Raw genomic sequence first — 14,451 nt, 5'->3', positions numbered from 1 at the left:
GTCCGAGATCGAGCCGGCTGGATGATTCGCTCCCGGCTCGTGCTCACTCGGGATTGGTGACCCGAGCCAGGATGATGCCGCCGATGATCATGGCCAGCGCCAGCATCCGGCCCGCGTTCACCGGGTCCTTCTGCACGACGATGCCGAGGGCGATCGCGCCTGCCGCGCCGATGCCGGTGAAGATGGCGTACGCGGTGCCCACCGGCAGTGACTGCATGGCGTGGGACAGCAGATACACCGCGACCGCCGCGAGCACGAAGCACAGCAGGGTGGGCAGCGGTTTGGTGAAATTCTGGGTCGGCTTGATGGACTGGGACCGCGCGATCTCCACCACACCGGCCAAACCCAGGACGAGCCAGTTCATTTCGACTGCTGCACGTATATGGATCTGTGTGACGGGATGGAACGCTGGTGGGTGACCGACCTGTCGGCCCACAGCGACGGGTCCTGTGCTGGTATGCCCGCGACCGGGGCTATCCCGGCGCGGTGCCGATCACGACGATCGTGCCGTGAGCCGCCAGCGGGCGATATCGGCGCCGATGTCGGTGGCCGGGGGTTCGTGGTAGAGCCATTCGCGGGCGAGGCGGTGCCAGTTGTTGGTGGTGTGCAGCTGTCCGAGCACGGCGTAGGTGAACAGGTCGGCGCGGCGGGAGAACACATGCTCGGGTGGAAGGCGCTGATGGCGCATGCCGCTGAATTCGGCGGCGCGTGGGTCGACGGCGAGTACCACTGCGCTGGTGGCCAATTCGGGTGTGACAGTGATGTCCTCGTCGATCAGATGCCAGCCGGTCGCGGCCCAGATGTAGCCGAGGCATTCGTCGGGTGTGACTCCGGCGTCGGGATCGACGATGCCCTGTGCCACCCAGGCGCGGTAGATGTCCTCGGCACGGTATTCGCCTGCGGCGCAGATGATGTCGCGTTCGAGTTCGACGTCGGCGGGACTCATCGCGGTGTAGAGCCCGAAGTCGACGAAGGCGAGCCGCCCGTCGGAGGCGAGCATGATGTTGCCCGGATGCGGGTCGCCGCAGAACTCGTGGTCGGTGAACAGCGAGGTGATGTAGAAGCGGTAGATCAGCTCCCCGATGCGGGTGCGGTCGGCGTCGGACAGGGTTCGCATGTGCCCGAACGGCTCGCCGTCGACCAGTTCGGTGACCAGAACGTTGGGGCCGCAGCAGGATTCGATGCTGTCGGGCACGCTGATACAGGGGTGGCCGCGATAGCGGGTCGCCACATGATGCTGGGTGCGGGCCTCGCGCGGATAGTCGAGTTCACTGCCGATGTTGCGGGCGACCTCGGCGAGCACCTCTTCGTCGGCGGCGCTGGGCAGGATCGCCTTCCAGAGGCGGCTGATCATCATCAGATTGCGCATATCGGCTTCGACCGCGCGGTCGACGCCGGGATATTTGACCTTGACCGCGACCGCTCGTCCGTCGCGCAGCCGCGCGCGGTAGACCTGTCCGATGGAGGCGGCGGCGATCGGGGTCTCGTCGAAATCGGCGAAGATCCGCGCCATCGCGCCGAGGTCGTTCTCGATCACCGTGCGCATGGCGGAGAACGGGAACGCCGGCGCCTGGTCGCGCAGTTGCGCGAGTTTGTCGCGGAACATCTCGCGTTGTTCTTCCGGCAGCAGGTCGAGGTCGAGGACCGACAGCATCTGCCCGAGCTTCATCGCGGCACCCTTCATGCTGCCGAGCACGGTGACCAGTTGCTGGGCGGCCTGCATCGCCGAGCGTTCACTCAAGCGGCGGCGCGCCTCTTCGGTGCGGCCCACCATCGACAGTCGGGTGCCGACCCCGCGCAGCGCCTGTCCCGCGGCGAGCCGGCCCATCGTGCTGCCGCGCGAGATGCGGCCGTGGGGGACCCGGTTGCTCACTGCTCGACCTCCATCGGTTCGGACCTGGCGCGTGCCACTCACCGCGCCGGACCGGATGTGGGGGCGAGGCGAGGCCAAGCTACCGGCCCGCCCGTGAGTGTTCGGCCGTCCGGCTGCACTCGCGTGAATATCACGAAAATGCGCCGCCGAAGTCGGAACAGCACACAGACCGCGGACGGGCGCTGCGAAAAAAGAGGTTTGGGCCCGCGCGAGGGGGGTTGTATACGAGTGTGATGTACGGCGGTGACGAGGAGATGAGTGTCTTGGTGGATGACAGCGGCTTGAGCGTCGAGGTCGACCGGACCGGCGGCGCGCTCGTCATATCGGCGCACGGCGATGTCGACGCGATGACGGCCGACCAATTGCAGAGTGTGCTGGACCGGATGAGCGAGGCTTTCGAGGACGCCGATCAGGCCGCGCCGGTGATCGATCTGTCCGGGGTGGGTTTCCTGGGATCGGCCGGGCTGAGCGTGCTGCACGCGGCGGCCACCACGGTGACGCCCCGCCGGTTGCGCGTGGTGGCATCGGGGGCGGCCAAACGCGTCATCCAGGTCACCGGCCTGGATCGGATGGTCTCGGTGTACGACGATCTGCCCAGCGCCGGTGTGGCCGCTCGGTGAGGTGACAGCAGAACGCCGCCGGGTGGAGTTCCCGGCGGCGTCCCGTATGTGGTCGACGTCCCACAAGCGCCTCTCGGCGAGTGGTCGCTCGTAGCGACTGAAGGGTGCGGCCCGGGGCTGTCCGGACGCCGACAGTGGGTTCAACCGAGATACCCGGCGCGCTATTTCCGTCCCGGCGTGTGACGTGACCCACCAGCGTCGACGGGCTATTCGGTGGGGTCGTTCCCGAACTCGCGCGCCGCCTCGATTCGCTGTTCGCGGGCGGCGGCGCGATCGTGTTCCGCCGCCGCGCGGTGGAAGTCGGCGTCCCGGCGGGACCGGTCCGCGCGATCGGCTGCGGGCGTCGAGCCCGTGCCGGACGCCGAGTTCTTGCCGGGCGTAGAAGTCTGGTCGTGCACAGAAGTCTGGTCGTGCGCAGCGGCCTTCTCATAGGCGGCGGCTGCGCGTTCGTGGGCACGTGCGGCGGCCTCGTGCCGATCCGCCGCCGCCCGATGCGCGCTTTCGGCATGCTCGAGTGCCTGTCGAGCTCGCTCGGCCGCCAAGTCGACGTCCTTGCGTGTGATCGGTCGTCCCGCGCTCAGCTCCGCCTGCCGTGCGGCCAGTTCCTCGGCCCGCTCGGCCGCCTGCGCGGCACGCTCGCCCGCGCGCCGGGCGGCAGACTCGGTCATGCACCACACCCTATGCCTGCGCGACGACCTTGTACCGGCAACGTTGCGCGGGTCCGCAGGGAGGACGACTCTGGATGCATGCGCGCCCGTGACGTGGAGATCGGGCATACGTATGTAGTGCTGGTCCCGCATCGACTGCCGGTCGCCCGCTATCCCGATCGCGAGCGACTGGGTACCTCGATGTGGGTGGCGAGCCTGTTGATGGGCGCGCGTTTCCGGCTCACGGCCTCCAACGTCGACTACGGCACCGATCCGGTGACGGTCGAGGGACTCCGCCTCATCGAACGCTCGCACACCGAGGTCACGCTCACCGACAACCAGGCCGCGGCGCTGGGCTTGGCCCCGAAACAGGGATATCGCGTCATGGGATCGCTCGTGGACCGCACCGGCCGCGTGGCGTGCCTGCCCTCGATCGAACCGATCCGGGTGCCGGTGCGGTGGCTGCGTCCCGCCGACGACCCCCGCTTGGCGCAGTGCAGTCACCGCGACGCGGACCTGTGGCCCTTCATGTGAGCCGCACCCGCGCCACGACGCGCGGTTTTCGGCACTGCCGTCCCGGACTCCGTTACCCGCACCGTCTCCACCGGCCATAATCGTGTCGTGCGGCGCAACGGCATGGACAACGAACACGGTCACCCGGCAGCAGAAACGGCACCGGCCGATCCGACCAGCGTGCCGCGGGTCGGATCCTTCCGGTTCTGGTTCGCGACACGACGCTGGGAGTGGTCGGAAGAGGTGTACCGGATGCACGGCTACAGCCCCGGCAGCGTGGTGCCGACCACCGAGCTGCTGCTGTCGCACAAACATCCCGACGACCGCGACGATGTCGCCGCGCGCATCGCCCGCGCGGTCGACATGGGGGAATCGTTCTCCAGCCGGCATCGGTTCATCGACACCGCGGGCACGGTGCACAACGTGATGGTGGTCGCCGACCGTCTCTACGACGAGGCCGGAGCCGTCACCGGCACCGCCGGCTTCTACATCGACCTGACCGAGACCCTCGCGGAGAGCGAACGCGAGACGCTGTCGGCGGCCCTGCCCGACGTGATCGAGCATCGCGCGGTGATCGAACAGGCCAAGGGGGTGCTGATGCGGATGTATCGGGTCAGTGCCGAGCAGGCGTTCAAGATCCTGTCCTGGCGCTCCCAGGAGACCAACACCAAACTTCGCGACCTGGCCGCTCAGCTGATCGCCGAACTGCCGACCCTTCCGGACGCGGCGCCGCAGACGCTCACCGCCTTCGACCATCTGCTGCTCACCGTCCACACCCGCATACCGGGCCGGCCCCGCTGAATCAGGTGCGGGCGCGCTCGCGGGCCAGCGATCGGTCGCGGTGTTCCTCGAAACGGGGGATCTGCACCAGTTCCATATTCTCGAGGAAGGCGCCCAGTCGTTCCCGGGCCTGTTCGCCGCGGGGCCCGAAGTCGGTGCGGCCGAAGATGTTCCATTGCCGGATCACCGGTTCGAGCACTTCCTCGTAGTGCTGGCGCAGATCGTAGACGCCGTGTTTGGCCATCAGCACGCCGTTGCGGCGGAAGTCGGGCATTCCGGCGCCGGGCATCCGGAAGTTCTCGACGATGGTGTCGACGGCCGTCATCGCCTGGTCGGGAACGAGATCCAACGCGGCCGCGCACATGGTGCGGTAGAAGATCATGTGCAGGTTCTCGTCGAGCGCGACGCGCTGCAGCATGCGGTCGGCGATCGGATCGTCGCACACCTTGGCGGTGTTGCGGTGGCTGACGCGGGTGGCGAGTTCCTGAAAGCTCACGTACGCAACCGAATACAGGAATCCCGCTTCGCCGTCGAGGAGCCGGGCCACCCCCGGGGTGAAGCCGTTGGTCATATGGGTCATGCGGGTGTTCTCGAGCGCGACCGGGTCGACGCCGCGGGTCACCACGAGATAGTCGCGCAGCACGACGGAGTGGCGGTTCTCCTCGGCGGTCCAGCGGCCCACCCAGGTGCCCCAGGCGCCGTCCTGGGAGAAGTTCTCGGCGATCTCGCGGTGGTAGGAAGGCAGGTTGTCCTCGGTGAGCAGATTGGTCACCAGCGCGGCCTTCGCCACGTCGCTGAGCGTGGATTGCCCGGGCTCCCAATCGGTTCCGCCGAGCATCGCGAAGTTGCGGCCGGCGTCCCAGGGGACGTAGTCGTGCGGATGCCACTCCTTGACCATCGACAGATGCCGGTTCAGCGCCGTGGCGGCGACCGGTTCGAGTTCGGTGAGAATTTCCCGTTGCGTCAACTCTCGTGCCACGCTGGTGATCTACCTTTCCGTGTCGAATTCGACCTCGGCACAGGGTGTGACGAGGGTGAGGTCCGTGTCGTAGCGGCGATACAGCAGATGTCCGCGCCCGGTGAAGGCGTCGAGGTGGAACAGGAACGGCAGGCCGTGCTCGCACAGCCGCTCCACCGCGGCGGATTCGGTGAGGACCGGGGTCGGGCGTGAGTGCACCGTGAAGATCCGGCCGCCGGTATCGGACGGGGGATGCATCCGGGTTCGGCGCGCCAGCCGCAGCCCCGACGGGCCGGCCCGGTAGACGACGGCATCCTCACCGGTTTCGGCGTCGACGAACAGGTGAACGTCGAAGTCGAGCGCGTCCATCACCGCGGCGGCCGACTTCGGGCGGAGGGTGTCGAGCGCGAACACCTTGCGGCGCACGATCTTTCCGGCACCTGGCTCCGTCAATGCCGGTCGTGCCGGATCCGGCCAGTCCCGGACGATTCCGCCGGTGAGTTGGCGTTCCAGACGGACCACCACCGACAGCACCTCGTTGGGCCCGCGGGTGCGCACCTGCATCCGGACCGGGCGATCGGCGAGATTCACTTGCACCAGAAGAGGTTCCGTATCGCCGGGGGCGGCGGTGATGCGCACCCGGGCGCCGCCGGTGACGCAGTGGCGCGCCAGCAGCCGGCCCACCGCCCCGGCCACGCGTTCGGCCTCGAGTGCGGGCACCGGCCCGCGGGCGAAGAGGACGATGTCCGGGAACGCTGTCGACGACCATCCCTGAGATTCCCGCACCACCCGATCGACCTCTCTCGCTCACCCGACCCGTTTCGACGCACGACAACTGTGCCGAGGCGCGGGGCGGCGCCCAAGAGGCGAAAGTCCCTTCGATGAACCACGAAATGCCCGATCGGACATTCCGATCGGGCTTCGGGCGGGCGGAGGTCAGACGGTCGTGACGACCTCGTCGTAGTCCAGCCGCGGTGAGCGCGGGTACCAGGCGTCGGGGCCCGGCTTGCCGATGTTGACCACGACCAGCGCGCTGTGGGTGCCCTCGGGGAAGAACTCCTTGTCGACACCGGCGGCGTCGAACCCGTTCATCGGGCCGGCGGCCAGGCCCGCGGCGCGGATGCCGAGGATGAAGTAGCCGACCTGGATCAGTGCGTTGAATCGCGCCGATTCGGCCCGGTAGTCGTCGGCGGCGAAGTAGTCCTTGGCGTCGGGGGCGTGCGGGAAGACCTTCGGCAGGTGGTCGTGGAAATTGAGGTCGGCGGCCAGAATCGCGGTGAGCGGCGCCTTCTCGGTCTTGGGCTTGTTGTTGTCGAGCATGTGCTCGACCAGGGCGGCGCGGGCCTCGGCGCCGCGAACCAGCACGATGCGCAGCGGCTGCTGATTCATCGAGGTGGGCGCGTATTTGACCAGGTCGTAGATGTCGCGGATCTGCTCGTCGCTCACCGGTTCGTCGGTGAAGGTGTTGGCGGTGCGGGCCTCGCGGAACAGCAGGTCCTGGGCTTCGGCCGCGAGGGTCAGGTGCGTGGTGGGCTGAGCGGTGCTCACAGCGTAACTCCTTGTCGGGGTGGTGGTTTCGGTCAGTCGTGGGTAACTCGCCGGGACTGGGTGCGCAGTTCACCGTCGATGCGGACGAGCACGTCGTGGACCACGCAGCTCGGCGCGATCTCCGGCGCCGCGCCGGGCCGGATCTTGACCACCAGGCAGTACATCGTGGCGCCGATGCTGCCGTCGTCGCGCGGGGAGAGGTTGATCATGTTGAACCAGTGCCGGCGCTGCATCGGATCGCTGTCGAAGCGCTTGTGGAACTCCACCAGATCCGACACGATCCCGGCGCGGGTGCGCGCGGGCGGGCGGCCCGGGGTGTGCTCGAATTCCGCGTCCTCGGTGAAGGTTTCGGCGTATCCGGTGATGTCGCGGTTGTCCAGGCGCTGCATCTGATCGGCGTAGAACTGCTGCACCTCGGCGTACAGCTCGGCGCGGCTGGCGACAGTGGTCATGGACGGCTCCTCGGAAGACGGTGTGGCCGCCGGTATTCCGGGCGGACCTCGATCGCGCTCCACGGTCGCCGACGGCGCTCGAGATTCGGTCGAGCCCGCACCGGTTTGACCGGTCTTATAGGGCTTTTCGCGACGCTGGTGGCCGGACGGGCCGGCGTAACCGGATCCAGCACCGATGGAGGAGATATGGCGGACAGTCAGCGCGTGGCGCTGGTCAGCGGAGCGACCAGCGGAATGGGCTTGCAGATCACGAAAAACCTGGCGGCACAGGGTGTTGCGGTGTTCATCTGTGCCCGGGACGAGCAGCGGGTGGCCGATACGGCCAAGCGGTTGCAGGACGACGGATTCGCGGTCGACGGGGTGGGTTGCGATGTCCGCGACGCCGCCCAGGTCCGCGAGTACGTCGATGCCGGGGTCCGGCGGTTCGGCCCGGTCGACATCCTGGTCAACAATGCCGGGCGCAGCGGCGGCGGCGTGACCGCGCAGATCGAGGACCACCTGTGGCTCGACGTCGTCGAGACGAACCTGCACAGCGTCTTCTACGCCACCAAGGCCGCGCTCACCGCCGGCGGCATGCTCGAGCGGGGCAGCGGCCGGATCGTCAACATCGCCTCGACCGGCGGTAAACAGGGTGTGCTGCACGGCGCGCCGTATTCGGCCTCCAAGCACGGGGTCGTCGGCTTCACCAAGGCGCTGGGGCTGGAGCTGGCCAAGACCGGGATCACGGTCAACGCGGTCTGCCCCGGATTCGTGGAAACGCCGATGGCCGAACGGGTTCGGGAGGTGTACTCGGGTCTGTGGGGTGTCGACACCGAGGAGGTGCACGCGCGCGTGAGCGCCCGGGTGCCGATCGGCCGCTATGTCCAGGTCGATGAGGTGGCCGCGATGGTCGACTACCTGATCTCGCCGGCCGCCGCCGCCGTGACCGCACAGGCATTGAATGTCTGTGGCGGCCTGGGCAACTACTGACCGCGGAGCGCCATCATGACGACAATGGACGAAAACGTCTCGCCTGCACCGGAACTCGATGCCGCACAGCACGATTACCTGCAGATACTCGACGCCATCCAGTCGGGCGCGCTGCGGCTGCTGGCCGGCTTTCCCGCACAGCCCAGCGGCCTGCGGATCCAGGTCGGTGAGGTGACCGTGGAGGCGCAGTGGCCGCAGGGCCCGGGGGAGGCGGCCGTGAGTGCCGGCGCCGCACCGGCACTCACGGCCGACGCCGCGACCGAGGTGCCGGTGACCGATCCGGTGATCCGCGCACCCAGTGTCGGCGTGTTCTATCGCAGCCCGCAGCCCGGTGCCGAGCCGTTCGTGGCGGTCGGCGACCGGGTGTCGCCGGGACGTCAGGTCGGCATCGTCGAGGCGATGAAGCTGATGATCCCGGTGACGGCCGAGGCGGGCGGGGTCGTCACCGCGATCCTCAAACAGGACGGTGAATCCGTGCAATTCGACGAACCTCTGTTCTCGTACTCGCCGGAGTGATCACGGTCGGGCGGACCTGCGCCAGGTGAGAATGCGGCGCTGGGTCCGCCCGTCCACCTGTGCGGCGCCGATCAGCGTCAGCACGTCGCCGTCGAGCGACATCTGGCGTACCTGCTCGGTGCCGGCCCAGGCCGGATTCGAGCACACGCTGATCGCGTGCACCACCGCCATTCCCGTTGTGCGCCAGGTTCCGGCGTAGCCCATGAACGGGGGCGCCGCGGTGGTGTCGCCGGTGCGCATCATGCTCACCGAGACCGAGCCCTGTGCGGTGTAGATCAGCAGACCGCGCGGCGCCGGGCCGAGCGGCCCTTCGCTGCGCACGTCCGCATCGTCGATGTCGTAGTAGGACACCAGTTCCCAGGTGCCGACGAGATCAGTCGCAGTCATGGGCCTCACGATGCGTGCCGTCGCTCGAATCATGCTCGAGCGTTCCCGCGGGCGTAGTCGTAGGAGGCGCGCACCAGCTGCCAGACCTGTTCCAGTTCGTCGGCATCGCGGGGGCCGTACACCATCAGCAGTGTCGCCGGCAGGACGCCGGCGCGGGCCATCGGATGCTGTTCGGCCCAGCCGGCCGAAACGGCCCCGGCGGCAGCGGTTTCCGGCAGGCGCAGATGCAGGCTGCCGTCGGCGTGCCCGTGCAGATGCGCGAATTCGGTGCCGGCCAGGAAGGCGTCCTCGGGACCGTGGGCGAGCTCGGGGCGCAGATGCAGGGCGCGGGTGTCGGGGAGTGAGACCGCGCTGCGGGCGGCCAGCACGCCGTCGAGTGCGACCATGCGCGTCCAGAGCGCCTCCTGGAGCCGGACGTCCGGATTCTGGGTGAGCTGCTGATGTGGATTGTGTGGCCGGGTGAGCGGGCGTTCGCCCCGCCGCCGGGGCAGGCGCAGATCTCCGTGGGGTGCGGTAGCGGTCATCACTGTGCTCCTCTCGCGCCGGTGAAGGCTTCTGGTCACACAGTAGTTTCCAAAGTATAGTAGTTACCAAATGGAAAGTGCCCAGGAGTGCTCATGACGCCCGTCACGCCCCCACCCGTCGCGGATCCGTGCCCGATCTCCCCGGTGGTCGACCTGTTCTTCGGCCGCTGGTCCACCCAGGTGCTGTGGGTACTGATCCACGACGGCCGGATGCGTTTCAACGAAGTGCAGCAACGCATTCCGGGGGTCACGCCCAAGGTACTGACCCAGCGGCTGCGTCAGCTCGAACGCGACGGCTTGGTGCAGCGCACCTACCATCCCGAGGTCCCCCCGCGCGTCGAGTACGCGGCCACCGCGCTGGCCGCCACCCTGACCCCGTTGTTCGACGGTCTCGCGCGGTGGTCGAACGAGCACCTGGCGCAGGTGCTGGCGGCCCGCGCAGCCTACGACGCCGACGTGCGCTGAGCCGCCGACTCCAGCAGCAGCGCGGCGAATTCACGCGGCATGGTGATCATGCAGTCGTGCCCGGTCGGCAGCACCTCGAGCCGGCCGGCCGGCAGATCCGCCGGGGGAAGGGTCCGCGGCATCGCCGCGCGCATCGCCTTGAAGGCCTCGCCGCCCTCGCTGCAGTGGATGTGGGTGACGGGAACGCGCGCCAGATCGTCCGGATTGCGCAGCAACAGCGGCTGGTGAAAAGTCTTCAGCGACTGGGCCGTCAGCATCGAGGCCACCCAGCTCAGGTCGGGTTCCGCGGTGACGCCGTTGATGCCGCTGTCGCCCATCGGCTCCGTGGGCGGGGGCACCCGCCAGCCGTCCCCGACGGCCGCGGCCGCGGTGGTGAACGCCTCGACCATTTCCGGCATGATGTCGGCGACGGCTTCGCCGTCTCGTGGCACGAAGGTATCCACGTAGATCAGCTCGGCGATGCGGTCCGGGAACCGGTCCGCGAGCGCGGTGACGACGATTGCGGCGTAGCTGTGGCCCACCAGGATCAGCTCCCGCAGATCCTCGGCGACGATCAGCTCGGCGAGATCGTCGACGTGGGTGTCGAGTCCCACGTCGGGGGTGAGTTCGCCGGCGCGTTCGCCCATGCCGGCGAGTGAGGGCGCGAAGACACGGTGGCCGGCCGCGGTGAGCAGCGGGGTCACCCGCTGCCACGCCCAGCCGCCGTGGAACGCGCCGTGAACGAGAAGATAGGTCGACACGATCGGTCCTCCTGAGGACTGAAGAATCGGGTGCTGAAATCAGGTGCGGGAAACGATGAGATGGCCGCCGTGTGCGGGCGGGACGTGCTCGGGCCGGATCCCGCGGCCGATGACCCGTGCCACCACGTGCGAGAGTCCGGGGAAGCGACGCAGCAGCCGGGCCAGCAACGGCTTGTCGGTGTTGGGTCCCCCCGCGTTCGGATACAGGTCGGCGAGCAGGCGCAACTGCGCGAATTGCACGATCCGCATGGGGAATTCGCGGCGGCGCTGCACCGCGCGCAACTGCGCGAGACTCGGTGTACCGCCGGCGGCCAGGGTCGGCGCCAGCAGCCGCGCGGCGGCGACCGCGTCCTGGACCGCCAGATTGATACCGACACCGCCCGCCGGCGACATCGCGTGCGCGGCGTCGCCGATGGCCAGCAGGCCGGGACGACACCAGTGCCGCAGCCGGTCCACCCGCACGTCGAGCGGTTTCACATCGTCCCAGTCGCCGATCGCGGTCTCGAGCCCCGGCGCCAGTGCCGGATAGATCGCCGCGAGTTGCGCCCGGAACGCGGGCAGGCCCGCGGCGCGGATCGTCTCGAAACCACCCTTGGGGATCATGTAGGCGACCTGCAGGTAGTCGCCGCGATCGATGCAGACGATGAAGAAACCCTTGCCGCTGCGCACGGTCGGCAGGCTCTCGCCGTCGGGTTTGCCTACCCGTAACCACAACACGTCCATCGGCGCCCGGCTCGCCGCCACCGTGAGCGAACCGGTGCTGCGCACCAACGAATTCCGTCCGTCGGCGGCGATCACGAGACGTGCCCGCACCTCCAGCGGACCGTCCGGGGTGGCAGCGCGCACGCCGACGACCGCGCCGCCGGACTCGAGCAGTTCCGTGACCTCCGCCCGCTGCAGCAGACCGAATCCCGGATACCGGCGACCGGCTTCGGCGAGGAAGTTCAGCACGTCCCACTGCGGCATGAACGCCACGAACGGAAACCGGCCGGGCAGCCGGCCGAAGTCGGCGAACACGACCGGCCCCAGCGCGGTCGCCATCGGCAGCCGCGGTGCACGCACATGCGGCAGCCGGAGAAATTCGTCGGCGAGCCCCAGTTCGTCCATCACCGTCAGCGTCGACGGGTGCACGGTGTCACCGCGGAAGTCGCGCAGGAAGTCCGGATGTTTCTCCAGCACGAGGACTTTCGCCCCGGACCGGGCCAGCAGCACACCGGCGACCAGTCCCGCCGGTCCGCCGCCCACCACGCACACATCGACGGTCTCGGCTGTGCCCGTTTCTCGCTCGGCTGTGCCGACCTCTCGCTCGCTGTGCTCGCTCATGCCAGGCACGTCGGTACCCGGCCGTCGTTGTAGCCGACCATCTCCTCGAAGATGGCGAGCACGTCCAGCGGGGCGCCCGGTGCCGCACCGTCGGCCTCGGCATAGGCGCGATGGAGATTGCCGACCACCCGCTCGGCATCCACCAGATCCGCGAACTCGCCGGGATCGGCCTCGAGGGCGATGCCGAGCGGAGTCAGCCCCAACGCCCGGCCGTCGAGCGCCAACCTGCCGATCCACTCCAGATATCGGGTGGTGTGATCGAAGATCTCCGGCCCGGTGACGGGACCATGGCCTGCCACAACGGTTTCCGCGCCCAGCTCGCCCAGCGTCCGGACCGCGGCGACGGTGCCCTCGACCGAACCGAACAAGCAGAACGGCGCCGCACCCGACATCACCAGGTCCCCGGCGAACAGCACCTTCTCCGCGGGCAGCCACGCCACCACGTCGTTGGTGGTGTGCGCCGCCGGGCCCAGGTGGATCAGCTCCACGCGCCGCTCGCCGACGTGGAGGGTCAGCCGGTCCGAGAAGGTGACGGTGGGTGGCGTGACGCGCACGTCACCCCACCGGACCTGCGGCCACAGCTGGGTCAGAGCCAGCCCGGTCTCGATCATCTCGGCGCGGATCCGATCGTGCCCGACGAGTACCGCGGCCGGCCCGAACAGATGATTGCCGAAATTGTGGTCGCCATGGTGATGGGTGTTGACCACGGTGCGCGCCGGCCCGCCCGCGACCCGATCGACGTGCTCGATCAGGCCGCGCGTGCGGTCTTCGGTGGCGAGCGTATCGATCACCAGCGCACCGTCGGGTCCGGCGACGACGCCGGCGTTGCTGACGCACCAGCCGCCGTGGCCGTGGGTGTAGGCGAAGACCCCGTCGGCGACTTCCCGCACCACCGGCTCGGCCAGGCGCGGACTTCCGGTCGCGGTCATGAGGGCGATTTCGCGGATTCGGCGCGGCGGGCCGCGATGTACTGCGCCGCGCACAGCAGGGTGTTGCGGCTGTTGGTACCCAGGGCCGCACCGAGATACGCGCGGGCCTCGGCGAGTCCGGTTCCGGCGCCGAGGATTTCGCGCGCGGCGGCGGGGTTGATCGCCACCGTGTGCCGGGCGAGGACCACTACGCCGGCGGGATCGTCGGCGAATTCCCATGCGCCACTGTGCCCGAACAGCATCGCGGGCGGCAGCTGCTGTTTGTAGTCGATGCGTTCGGCCGGGACACAGATCCGGATCGAGCGGGTGGTGTGCGGGATACTGCCCTCGGTGACGGTGTCCATCTCCATCAGCTGCACCCCGTCGGCATCCTCGGTGAGATCCACCCGGCCGACGTGCGGAACGTGGTCGGGCCAGCGGTCGCTGTGGTAGACGAAGTCGTAGAGTTCGGCGGCCGTCGCATCCAGCGTCACGCGGTCCTCGAAGGTGACGATGATGTCGTCGACCGGATGCCCCAGCTCGGCGATCCGTGCCAGCGCGGCCAGTTCGGTGACGCTGTTGCGGTCGACCGCGCCGGTGATCACGTCCGGATCCACACCGTCGGCCACGGTGAAGTGGTGATCGAGTGTGACAGTCGTTGTGCGCGGGCCGGTTTCGTCGAAACTCCACTGCCCGCCCATGGAGGCGATCGGCGCCCGGCTGCGTTCCTGCTCGAAGGTGATGCGCCGGCCGGCGGGGTCCAGGGTCCGGCGCGAGGTCCAGTCGGTGACCTGACCGTTCACCGTCGCCCACAGCCGGAACCGCTCCTCGTCGGCGCCGCGGTGCAGATGCCGCACCAGCACCGACGGTTCGAAGATCACCGGCCAGCGGCCGACGTCGGCGACCAGCCCGTAGACCTCGTCCGCGGGCGCCTCGACGACCCGGGTGTGCGTTGTGCGGATCGTCATGCCACACCCGCCAGCTGCTGGTTGACGATGTCGATCAGCTCCTGCGGGGTCTTGACGTCGATGAGCTGTTCCTCGGGGACCGTCACCCCGAACTCGCGCTGGATGCGCGAGGCGGTTTCGATCAGGGCCAGCGAGTCGTAGCCGAGTTCCTCGAACTCGACCTCGGCGATGTCACCGGCGAGTTCGGGGGCGTCCTCGTCGCCGCCGGCGCAGGCCACGAGAATTCGGCGCAGGGTATCGATGGTGATGGTCATGATGTG

General features: G+C 68.8%; 20 protein-coding genes. 6 read left to right on the top strand and 14 right to left on the bottom strand.

Annotation, left to right across the window (positions count from 1 at the left end; all coding sequences use genetic code 11):
• Nucleotides 1-43: 43 nt before the first annotated feature.
• Nucleotides 44-364, bottom strand: coding sequence for a multidrug efflux SMR transporter (locus IRT45_RS20885; RefSeq protein WP_194807523.1), 321 nt, complete (start codon nucleotides 362-364; stop codon nucleotides 44-46).
• A gap of 129 nt (nucleotides 365-493) precedes the next feature.
• Entirely contained in the window at nucleotides 494-1,873 is a 1,380-nt protein-coding gene (locus tag IRT45_RS20880; protein ID WP_194807522.1) for an AarF/ABC1/UbiB kinase family protein, read from the bottom strand.
• A 254-nt stretch (nucleotides 1,874-2,127) separates the two neighbouring features.
• Here IRT45_RS20880 and IRT45_RS20875 point away from each other — a divergent pair, with 254 nt between their 5' ends.
• Nucleotides 2,128-2,493, top strand: coding sequence for an STAS domain-containing protein (locus IRT45_RS20875; protein ID WP_194807521.1), 366 nt, complete (start codon nucleotides 2,128-2,130; stop codon nucleotides 2,491-2,493).
• 206 nt (nucleotides 2,494-2,699) lie between these two features.
• On the opposite strand, the gene IRT45_RS20870 is transcribed toward IRT45_RS20875, so the two are convergent.
• Nucleotides 2,700-3,161: a hypothetical protein gene (locus IRT45_RS20870; protein WP_194807520.1), complete on the bottom strand. Its 462-nt coding sequence runs from the start codon at nucleotides 3,159-3,161 to the stop codon at nucleotides 2,700-2,702.
• 78 nt (nucleotides 3,162-3,239) lie between these two features.
• On the opposite strand from IRT45_RS20870, the gene IRT45_RS20865 reads away from it, so the two are divergent.
• Nucleotides 3,240-3,674, top strand: coding sequence for a hypothetical protein (locus tag IRT45_RS20865; RefSeq protein ID WP_194807519.1), 435 nt, complete (start codon nucleotides 3,240-3,242; stop codon nucleotides 3,672-3,674).
• A gap of 102 nt (nucleotides 3,675-3,776) precedes the next feature.
• The gene (locus tag IRT45_RS20860) at nucleotides 3,777-4,454 is read left to right on the top strand and encodes a PAS and ANTAR domain-containing protein (RefSeq protein WP_194807588.1); all 678 of its coding nucleotides are present in this window, start codon (nucleotides 3,777-3,779) and stop codon (nucleotides 4,452-4,454) included.
• Between the two features lies 1 nt (nucleotide 4,455).
• On the opposite strand, the gene IRT45_RS20855 is transcribed toward IRT45_RS20860, so the two are convergent.
• The 4 genes from IRT45_RS20855 to IRT45_RS20840 form a co-directional block, all read right to left on the bottom strand.
• Entirely contained in the window at nucleotides 4,456-5,412 is a 957-nt protein-coding gene (locus IRT45_RS20855) for an acyl-ACP desaturase (protein ID WP_194807518.1), read from the bottom strand.
• A 9-nt stretch (nucleotides 5,413-5,421) separates the two neighbouring features.
• Nucleotides 5,422-6,180: a sigma 54 modulation/S30EA ribosomal C-terminal domain-containing protein gene (locus tag IRT45_RS20850; RefSeq protein WP_194807517.1), complete on the bottom strand. Its 759-nt coding sequence runs from the start codon at nucleotides 6,178-6,180 to the stop codon at nucleotides 5,422-5,424.
• 147 nt (nucleotides 6,181-6,327) lie between these two features.
• Nucleotides 6,328-6,939, bottom strand: a complete 612-nt coding sequence (locus tag IRT45_RS20845; RefSeq protein WP_194807516.1) for a malonic semialdehyde reductase — start codon at nucleotides 6,937-6,939, stop codon at nucleotides 6,328-6,330.
• A gap of 32 nt (nucleotides 6,940-6,971) precedes the next feature.
• Nucleotides 6,972-7,391 carry a nuclear transport factor 2 family protein gene (locus IRT45_RS20840; protein WP_194807515.1) on the bottom strand — a complete coding sequence of 140 codons (420 nt, stop codon included), beginning with the start codon at nucleotides 7,389-7,391 and terminating at the stop codon, nucleotides 6,972-6,974.
• A 186-nt stretch (nucleotides 7,392-7,577) separates the two neighbouring features.
• Between IRT45_RS20840 and IRT45_RS20835 the strand changes: the two genes are divergently transcribed.
• Nucleotides 7,578-8,360 carry an SDR family NAD(P)-dependent oxidoreductase gene (locus tag IRT45_RS20835; protein ID WP_194807514.1) on the top strand — a complete coding sequence of 261 codons (783 nt, stop codon included), beginning with the start codon at nucleotides 7,578-7,580 and terminating at the stop codon, nucleotides 8,358-8,360.
• A 15-nt stretch (nucleotides 8,361-8,375) separates the two neighbouring features.
• Nucleotides 8,376-8,876 (top strand): biotin/lipoyl-containing protein, encoded by a 501-nt coding sequence (locus tag IRT45_RS20830; protein ID WP_194807513.1) that lies wholly within the window; start codon nucleotides 8,376-8,378, stop codon nucleotides 8,874-8,876.
• On the opposite strand, the gene IRT45_RS20825 is transcribed toward IRT45_RS20830, so the two are convergent.
• Entirely contained in the window at nucleotides 8,877-9,263 is a 387-nt protein-coding gene (locus IRT45_RS20825; RefSeq protein ID WP_228534702.1) for a lipocalin-like domain-containing protein, read from the bottom strand. It lies immediately after the preceding gene.
• Between the two features lie 29 nt (nucleotides 9,264-9,292).
• Nucleotides 9,293-9,787, bottom strand: coding sequence for a luciferase family protein (locus IRT45_RS20820; RefSeq protein WP_194807511.1), 495 nt, complete (start codon nucleotides 9,785-9,787; stop codon nucleotides 9,293-9,295).
• A 93-nt stretch (nucleotides 9,788-9,880) separates the two neighbouring features.
• Between IRT45_RS20820 and IRT45_RS20815 the strand changes: the two genes are divergently transcribed.
• Nucleotides 9,881-10,252, top strand: a complete 372-nt coding sequence (locus IRT45_RS20815) for a helix-turn-helix domain-containing protein (RefSeq protein WP_194807510.1) — start codon at nucleotides 9,881-9,883, stop codon at nucleotides 10,250-10,252.
• On the opposite strand, the gene IRT45_RS20810 is transcribed toward IRT45_RS20815, so the two are convergent.
• The 5 genes from IRT45_RS20810 to IRT45_RS20790 form a co-directional block, all read right to left on the bottom strand.
• A complete protein-coding gene (locus tag IRT45_RS20810) occupies nucleotides 10,231-10,992 on the bottom strand; it encodes an alpha/beta fold hydrolase (protein WP_194807509.1) in 762 nt (253 codons plus the stop codon). The genes IRT45_RS20815 and IRT45_RS20810 overlap by 22 nt on opposite strands.
• Before the next feature lie 39 nt (nucleotides 10,993-11,031).
• A complete protein-coding gene (locus IRT45_RS20805) occupies nucleotides 11,032-12,315 on the bottom strand; it encodes an FAD-dependent oxidoreductase (protein WP_194807508.1) in 1,284 nt (427 codons plus the stop codon).
• Entirely contained in the window at nucleotides 12,312-13,244 is a 933-nt protein-coding gene (locus IRT45_RS20800; RefSeq protein WP_194807507.1) for an MBL fold metallo-hydrolase, read from the bottom strand. The genes IRT45_RS20805 and IRT45_RS20800 overlap by 4 nt, the downstream gene beginning before the upstream one ends.
• Nucleotides 13,241-14,191, bottom strand: coding sequence for an aromatase/cyclase (locus IRT45_RS20795; protein WP_194807506.1), 951 nt, complete (start codon nucleotides 14,189-14,191; stop codon nucleotides 13,241-13,243). Before IRT45_RS20795 ends, IRT45_RS20800 begins: the two co-directional genes overlap by 4 nt.
• The coding region (locus IRT45_RS20790; RefSeq protein ID WP_228534701.1) for an acyl carrier protein at nucleotides 14,188-14,451 on the bottom strand (264 nt) is incomplete at its 5' end. The genes IRT45_RS20795 and IRT45_RS20790, both read right to left, overlap by 4 nt.

It is taken from the genome of Nocardia sp. BSTN01, from assembly GCF_015354405.1.
Taxonomy (GTDB): domain Bacteria; phylum Actinomycetota; class Actinomycetes; order Mycobacteriales; family Mycobacteriaceae; genus Nocardia.
The sequence above is the reverse complement of the archived record's forward strand: the minus strand, read 5'-3'. Positions and strand labels throughout refer to the sequence as shown.

Excerpts from the sequence above, each read along its gene's own strand:
- IRT45_RS20820 (WP_194807511.1), bottom strand. The coding sequence starts at position 9,787 with ATGACCGCTACCGCACCCCACGGAGATCTGCGCCTGCCCCGGCGGCGG.
- IRT45_RS20830 (WP_194807513.1), top strand. The coding sequence starts at position 8,376 with ATGACGACAATGGACGAAAACGTCTCGCCTGCACCGGAACTCGATGCC.
- IRT45_RS20860 (WP_194807588.1), top strand. The coding sequence starts at position 3,777 with ATGGACAACGAACACGGTCACCCGGCAGCAGAAACGGCACCGGCCGAT.
- IRT45_RS20875 (WP_194807521.1), top strand. The coding sequence starts at position 2,128 with ATGAGTGTCTTGGTGGATGACAGCGGCTTGAGCGTCGAGGTCGACCGG.
- IRT45_RS20795 (WP_194807506.1), bottom strand. The coding sequence starts at position 14,191 with ATGACGATCCGCACAACGCACACCCGGGTCGTCGAGGCGCCCGCGGAC.
- IRT45_RS20885 (WP_194807523.1), bottom strand. The coding sequence starts at position 364 with ATGAACTGGCTCGTCCTGGGTTTGGCCGGTGTGGTGGAGATCGCGCGG.
- IRT45_RS20805 (WP_194807508.1), bottom strand. The coding sequence starts at position 12,315 with ATGAGCGAGCACAGCGAGCGAGAGGTCGGCACAGCCGAGCGAGAAACG.
- IRT45_RS20815 (WP_194807510.1), top strand. The coding sequence starts at position 9,881 with ATGACGCCCGTCACGCCCCCACCCGTCGCGGATCCGTGCCCGATCTCC.
- IRT45_RS20800 (WP_194807507.1), bottom strand. The coding sequence starts at position 13,244 with ATGACCGCGACCGGAAGTCCGCGCCTGGCCGAGCCGGTGGTGCGGGAA.
- IRT45_RS20840 (WP_194807515.1), bottom strand. The coding sequence starts at position 7,391 with ATGACCACTGTCGCCAGCCGCGCCGAGCTGTACGCCGAGGTGCAGCAG.
- IRT45_RS20870 (WP_194807520.1), bottom strand. The coding sequence starts at position 3,161 with ATGACCGAGTCTGCCGCCCGGCGCGCGGGCGAGCGTGCCGCGCAGGCG.
- IRT45_RS20865 (WP_194807519.1), top strand. The coding sequence starts at position 3,240 with ATGCGCGCCCGTGACGTGGAGATCGGGCATACGTATGTAGTGCTGGTC.
- IRT45_RS20825 (WP_228534702.1), bottom strand. The coding sequence starts at position 9,263 with ATGACTGCGACTGATCTCGTCGGCACCTGGGAACTGGTGTCCTACTAC.
- IRT45_RS20835 (WP_194807514.1), top strand. The coding sequence starts at position 7,578 with ATGGCGGACAGTCAGCGCGTGGCGCTGGTCAGCGGAGCGACCAGCGGA.